5 protein-coding genes are annotated in these 6,466 nt (G+C 35.7%); 4 read left to right on the top strand and 1 reads right to left on the bottom strand.

Translation table 11 applies throughout. The annotated features are described in order from the left end of the window. Positions 1-217 precede the first annotated feature (217 nt). Positions 218-919: a lipoyl(octanoyl) transferase LipB gene (gene lipB / locus FNW52_RS15250; protein WP_143378297.1), complete on the top strand. Its 702-nt coding sequence runs from the start codon at positions 218-220 to the stop codon at positions 917-919. Positions 920-1,114: 195 nt separating this feature from the next. On the opposite strand, the gene FNW52_RS15245 is transcribed toward lipB, so the two are convergent. Continuing rightward, the gene (locus FNW52_RS15245; protein ID WP_143378296.1) at positions 1,115-1,774 is read right to left on the bottom strand and encodes a ribonuclease HII; all 660 of its coding nucleotides are present in this window, start codon (positions 1,772-1,774) and stop codon (positions 1,115-1,117) included. A 562-nt stretch (positions 1,775-2,336) separates the two neighbouring features. Between FNW52_RS15245 and FNW52_RS15240 the strand changes: the two genes are divergently transcribed. From FNW52_RS15240 to FNW52_RS15230, 3 genes are all read left to right on the top strand, one after another. Beyond that, positions 2,337-4,295 (top strand): putative porin, encoded by a 1,959-nt coding sequence (locus FNW52_RS15240; protein ID WP_143378295.1) that lies wholly within the window; start codon positions 2,337-2,339, stop codon positions 4,293-4,295. 155 nt (positions 4,296-4,450) lie between these two features. Then, positions 4,451-5,812 carry a pyridoxal-phosphate dependent enzyme gene (locus tag FNW52_RS15235; protein ID WP_143378294.1) on the top strand — a complete coding sequence of 454 codons (1,362 nt, stop codon included), beginning with the start codon at positions 4,451-4,453 and terminating at the stop codon, positions 5,810-5,812. 86 nt (positions 5,813-5,898) lie between these two features. Beyond that, a complete protein-coding gene (locus FNW52_RS15230; RefSeq protein WP_143378293.1) occupies positions 5,899-6,381 on the top strand; it encodes a 3'-5' exonuclease in 483 nt (160 codons plus the stop codon). Positions 6,382-6,466 lie beyond the last annotated feature (85 nt).

Genomic DNA, 6,466 nt, shown 5'->3' with positions numbered 1-6,466 from the left:
AAAAAAAGAGCAGCTCTTTATAAAGAAATAAGGGTGAAAAAAAATATTAAAAAAGCCGCATAATTGACACCCCACCTAACAGGTTAAAAGAAACCTGTTAGGATGACAAAAAATACATACTTTTTACGTTCCATAAACATCCTTCAAAACTTTGTATCTTTGCAAAAAATATATCTTAGTATCTTAGTGTCTAAGAGCCTTAGTATCTCAGTGAAAAATGAACAAAACCATCCAACTTCAAGATTTAGGAAATAAAGATTACAAAGAAACTTGGGAATACCAAGAAGAACTGTTCAAAGGTATTGTGGATTTGAAAATCCAGAACAGGAGAGAAGAAACCACTATTGCAACGCCCAATTATTTTTTGTTTGTAGAGCATCCGCACGTTTATACGCTGGGAAAAAGCGGGGATTTGAGTAATTTACTTTTATCCGAAAAACAGTTGGAAGCCAAAGGCGCTACTTTTTATAAAATCAATCGTGGAGGGGATATTACCTATCATGGACCGGGACAAATTGTGGGTTATCCTATTTTGGACTTGGAGAATTTCTTTTCGGATATTCATAAATACTTGCGTTTTCTGGAGGAAGCCATTATTTTGACTTTACAAGAATACGGAATAGAATGTGGTCGAAGCGACGGCGAAACCGGAGTTTGGCTAGGAGCAGGAACACCATTTGCCCGAAAAATTTGTGCCTTGGGAGTTCGCGCTTCCCGCTGGGTAACGATGCACGGTTTTGCCCTAAACGTCAATGCCGACTTGGGGTATTTTGACAACATTATTCCGTGTGGAATTCGTGGTAAAGCAGTTACTTCACTTCATGTAGAGCTTGGAGTGGATAGAGTAGATGAGCAAGAGGTCAAAGAAAAAATCTTGAAACATTTTTCTGATTTGTTTGAGGCGAAGTTTCTGATTTAAGATTTTTGATTAACGATTTTAGATTTAAGATGTCAGTAGTACTTGTGATTGTTGGATTTTTGAATTTTCAAAAAAGTTAAACGCTTGTTGTTGAATTGTTTTTTTTTTTTTTTTATTTTAATCTGATTTATAATGATTTAATTACATTGTTTCTCGTAGATAAGAAATCTGCAATCAAAAATCGTTAATCAAAAATCAAAAATCCAATTTCAACTGCTCTGGCAACAATCTAAAACTCATTCGGTGGTATTTTGTGGCACCATATTTTCGGATAGCCTCACGATGTTCTTTGGTGGGATAGCCTTTGTTTTTCTTCCAATTGTACATGGGAAATTCTTCATGGATGCGATTCATATAATCATCCCGATAGGTTTTTGCTAGTACTGATGCCGCTGCAATACTTAAATATTTCGAATCTCCTTTTATAATACTTTGATTTGGAATTGATTTTAACAATTCTATTTCGGCTTTAGAGAATTTTTTTCCAAAATTGTGTTTCAAACCCAATTTTGCGTTTAATAATCGGTTGCCGTCAACAATAATGAATTCGGGAATTTGGTTTAATTTAAGGATGCTTTCCTGCATTCCTTTCATCGAAGCATTTAGAATGTTTATTTCATCAATTTCATTCGGATACAAATGGGTTACGGCGAATGAAATGGCGTGTTCTTCGATAATGGGCCTTAGTTTTTCTCTCGCTTTTTCGGATAGTTGCTTGCTGTCATTTAGGATTGTATTTTCAAAATCTATAGGAAGAATTACTGCTGCAGCAGTTACTGGACCGGCTAGACAGCCACGGCCGGCTTCGTCGGTGCCAGTTTCGAGTAGAAAAGTAGAGAAGTTATTTAGAAGCATGTTGAAATCTTTTCGAGTGGCAAATATTGTGATTTTTTCTTGAATTTTTTTTTGTGGAGCAAATTGATTTCGGAAAAAGAATTATAGTGGATATTGAGCTAGTTTTCAGTCTGAGTTTTCAGGGCAAAAGAGATGTTGATTTTAAAAATATTTCTAATACAGGCTCACTTTTTTAAAAATAGTGTTAAGAAAGCAAATTGCAATGTTTAGAGACAATTCTGAAAACTGCGACTGCGACTGAAAACTGCAGCCTGAAAACGAATTATCTAGGGATTGCACTATCGTTCTTGTGAGTTGCGAGAGGGATAGAAGCTAGCTACCAAAGTAGCGCGGATAGCCCGACAGCAGTAGAGAAAGGGGCGAATAAGCGGTACTGTGAGTTAGCCCCTTTTTCTACTGGTGGCTCGCCCAGGTTATTCGGAATAGTGGAGTTGTAGTTTATAACTAAATTATGTTTTGTTGTTTGTTCTATAAATTGAGGTGTTTTTTTATTTATACGTTTTTATCCTTTACCTTTGCTCGATATATCAGTGAAATAATTGCCTAATTATAACCTTTTCAAATGAGAATTTTCTTTTCTTTATTTTTTTTAGCTTTCCCAATTCTCCTGTTTTCTCAAGTAAATAGTGCCAAAGAAATAGATTATAATAGCAAATACAATGCTACGGACTCTATAAAAAAGAAAAAAGCGCCAGTGGCAACTATTGATATGTATCAGTTTATTTCGGTAGATCGTGATACGACTTATATTGATACGACCCAGTCTATAAAGAAAGAATATAGTCATAATTATTTGAGGAAAGATATTTTTGGTCTTTTGCGTTTTACCAATGTGGGACAAACATACAATACGTTGCAGTACGGAATAAATGGTTTTTCGCCTTATCCCGAGTTTGGTTTTACAGCAAAACAGTTTGATTACATCAAAGCCAATGAAATTAAATATGCAAATGTAGCCACTCCAGTAACCGAGCTGTATTTTAAAACGACGATACAAAGAGGGCAATCGGCGGATTCTTATTTTACGTTGAATACGTCTCCAAGACTGAATTTTTCTATTGCGTACAGAGCATTACGATCGGAGGGAAGGTATATTAACCAAGAGTCTCGAACCGGAAATTTTAGATTCACAACGAGTTATAATACAAAGGATGGTCGTTATGTTGCCAATACACATTATACCGGTCAGAAGATTCAGAACGAGGAAAATGGTGGAATTAGCTCTGTAAGTGATTTTGAAAATGGTGAAACTGCTTTTGACAATAGAGCCCGATTGGGGGTTTATTTTGAAGATGCCATGTCTTTGCTAAAAGGAAACCGAATTTTTGTGGATCAAGCCTTTAGAGTAAATAGAAAAAAAGATGCCAATAATTTATATGTGACCGAACAGTTTAATTATGAAAATATACATTTTAATTATACACAGAAAACGATAGCCTCTTCAGTTGCAGGAAAACAGGTGTATCGTTACGGGGAATCTTTCGTGACAAGCGGCATCAACGATGAGACAAAATACAATAAAATGTACAACAAGTTGGGGTTGATGTATGAGAACACCACTTTAGGAACTTTTACTTTTTTTGTAGATGATTTTCGCTCTAATTATTACTATAACAAAATACTGTATTTTAGTAATAATGTGGTTATTCCAAATTTGTTAAGTCAAAACATAAACACGGTTAGTGGACAATATAATTATCGGAAAGACAAATGGAATGGGAAGTTTTTATATTCGAAATCGGTTACGGATCAAAATTTATCGAACTTAGATGCTTCGGCTCAGTATGATATTAATGACGAGAATCAAATCTCTTTCCGTTACCAGAATATGAATAAATTGCCAAACAACAATTATAATTTGTATCAAAGTAGTTATAAGGCATACAATTGGTCAAACGATTTTCAGAATGAAAAAATTAACGCCATTAGTGTCAATGCCACAACAAAATGGGTTTCACTTTCTTTGCAACTCAATTCGATAAAAGATCATTTGTATTTTGCAGATATCACAACAGCAATCGAAAGAAATGAAGGTAAGCAAATAGTAACACCAGCTCAATATGGTAACGTGATTAATTATGCTTCGCTAAAGGTTGCTAGAGAGTTTGTGTTTGGAAAATGGGCATTAGACAATACGTTGTTGTTTCAAAAAGTAGAGCAATCTAATTCTATTTTGAATGTTCCAGAATTTGTAACCAGAAACACCTTGTATGTGTCGGATTATTTTTTTAAGAAAAAGTTGTATCTGCAAACAGGGATAGAGTTGAATTACTTTACCAGTTATTATAGTGACGGTTATAATCCGTTGGTTGGAGAGTTTTTTGTTCAAGACAAAGTGAAGATAGGAAATTATCCGAATCTTGATTTCTTTATAAATACAAGAATTCAACGTACTCGAATTTATTTGAAAGCGGAACATTTTAATTCACTGTTTTCAAAAAATAATTATTTTTCGGCTCCCGATTATCCGTATCGTGATTTCTTAATCCGATTTGGATTAGTTTGGAACTTCTTCAACTAATTTTTTTGAAAAAGTGTAAATGTAAATTGTATAATGTAGCCTGTAAATTGTAAAAAGTGAAATTGTAATTTGAAGGTGTAAGGCCTGAGCAATATTGCTTTTGTTTTACAATTCTAAAGAAATCTAAAATCTAAATTCTAAAATCTAAACTCATAATGCAATACTCAGAAAATATATTAGGAACTATTGGGAATACACCTTTGGTGAGACTCAATAAAGTAACTGCGGAAGTAGATGCTTTGGTTTTGGCCAAAGTAGAGACTTTCAACCCAGGGAATTCGGTAAAAGACCGTATGGCTGTAAAAATGATTGAAGATGCCGAAGCTGATGGTAGATTAAAACCAGGAGGGACCATAATTGAAGGAACCTCGGGGAACACGGGAATGGGCTTGGCGCTAGTGGCCATCATCAAAGGATACAAATTGATTTGTGTGATATCCGACAAGCAATCTAAAGAGAAAATGGATATTCTTCGTGCGGTTGGTGCCAAAGTGGTGGTTTGTCCTACCGATGTGGAGCCTACTGATCCTCGTTCGTATTATTCGGTTTCGCAAAGATTAGCCGAAGAAACGCCTAACTCTTGGTATGTGAACCAATACGATAATTTATCGAATTCTTTGGCACATTACGAGCAAACAGGTCCTGAAATCTGGAGACAAACCGAAGGTAAAATCACTCACTTCGTTTCGGGTGTGGGAACAGGTGGAACGATTTCTGGGGTTGGAAAATACTTGAAAGAGAAAAATCCAAACATCAAAATCTGGGGAATTGATACTTATGGTTCAGTGTTCAAAAAATACCATGAAACTGGAATTTTTGACGAAAATGAAATTTATTCCTATATCACAGAAGGCATTGGGGAAGACATTTTACCTAAAAATGTTGATTTCTCTCTGATCGATGGATTTACCAAAGTAACCGATAAAGACGCGGCAGTTTATACTCGAAAAATTGCCCTTGAAGAAGGAATATTTGTGGGAAATTCGGCTGGTGCTGCCATAAAAGGATTGTTGCAGCTCAAAGAGCATTTCAAGCCAGAAGATGTGGTTGTGGTATTGTTTCACGATTCTGGAAGTCGTTACGTGGGTAAAATGTTCAACGACGACTGGATGCGAGAAAGAGGATTCCTGGACGATGATATTACCAAAGCCGAGGATGTGATCAAAGATCATATCGATAAACCATTGGTAATTGTTCGTACCGAGGAATTGGTTTCGCACGCTATCGAAAGAATGCGTAAATACAAAATATCACAAATTCCGGTAATCGATGTAACAGGTTTTGTAGGTTCGGTGGATGAAAGTGATTTGTTCAGAAGTTACGTGCATGACAAGAACTCGGCCAAAAGACCCATTCGTGAAGTGATGGGAAAACCCTATCCAATCGTAAAAATGGGAACGCCAATCGAAGAAGTTTCCAGATTGTTTACCAAAGAAAATGAAGCCGTCTTGGTGGATTTAGGAAACGGGCATCACCATATTATTACCAAGTACGATATTATTGGATCGATGAAGTAATCTTATTTGGATTGGGATTTTATGATTCACATAAAATCCCAATCTTTTTTTAAATCTAAAATCTGCAATCAACAATCTAAAATCACATGACTTTTACCGCTATAGATTTTGAAACCGCCACTGCATATCATCCCTGTTCCGTAGGGATTGTTACTGTTGAAAATGGTGTTATTGTAGATGAGTTTGTTACCTTAATCAAACCGCCCAATAATGAATACAATCCTTTTACGATACGAGTGCACGGGATTTATCCAAGAGATACGGTCAATGCAAAAACCTTTGCACAAGTATTTCCTGAGATTAAAAAACGGCTGCAAAACAGAGTCGTAGTGGCTCATAACGAAAGCTTTGACCGTAATGTTTTGGTCAAATCAATGGTACTTTATGGTCTTGATTACGAGGATTTAAATATTGGTTCTCGCTGGGAGTGCACCGTAAAAATATACAAAGCCAAAGGATTGAAACCAACAAAACTCAGTGATTGTTGCCGTGAAATGAATATAAAACTAAACCATCATGAAGCTTTATCAGATGCGAGAGCTTGTGCCAAATTGTATTTGCTCCGCTAGTCATTGCGAGGAACGAAGCAATCTCATTTAGCGTTTCTTAACAATGATTTTTTTGTATTTGTAAGACAAGTTATTAGTTTTTTTT

Source organism: Flavobacterium sp. ZT3R18, from assembly GCF_007097385.1.
Lineage (GTDB): Bacteria > Bacteroidota > Bacteroidia > Flavobacteriales > Flavobacteriaceae > Flavobacterium.
This window is presented reverse-complemented; position numbering and strand designations above follow the sequence as displayed.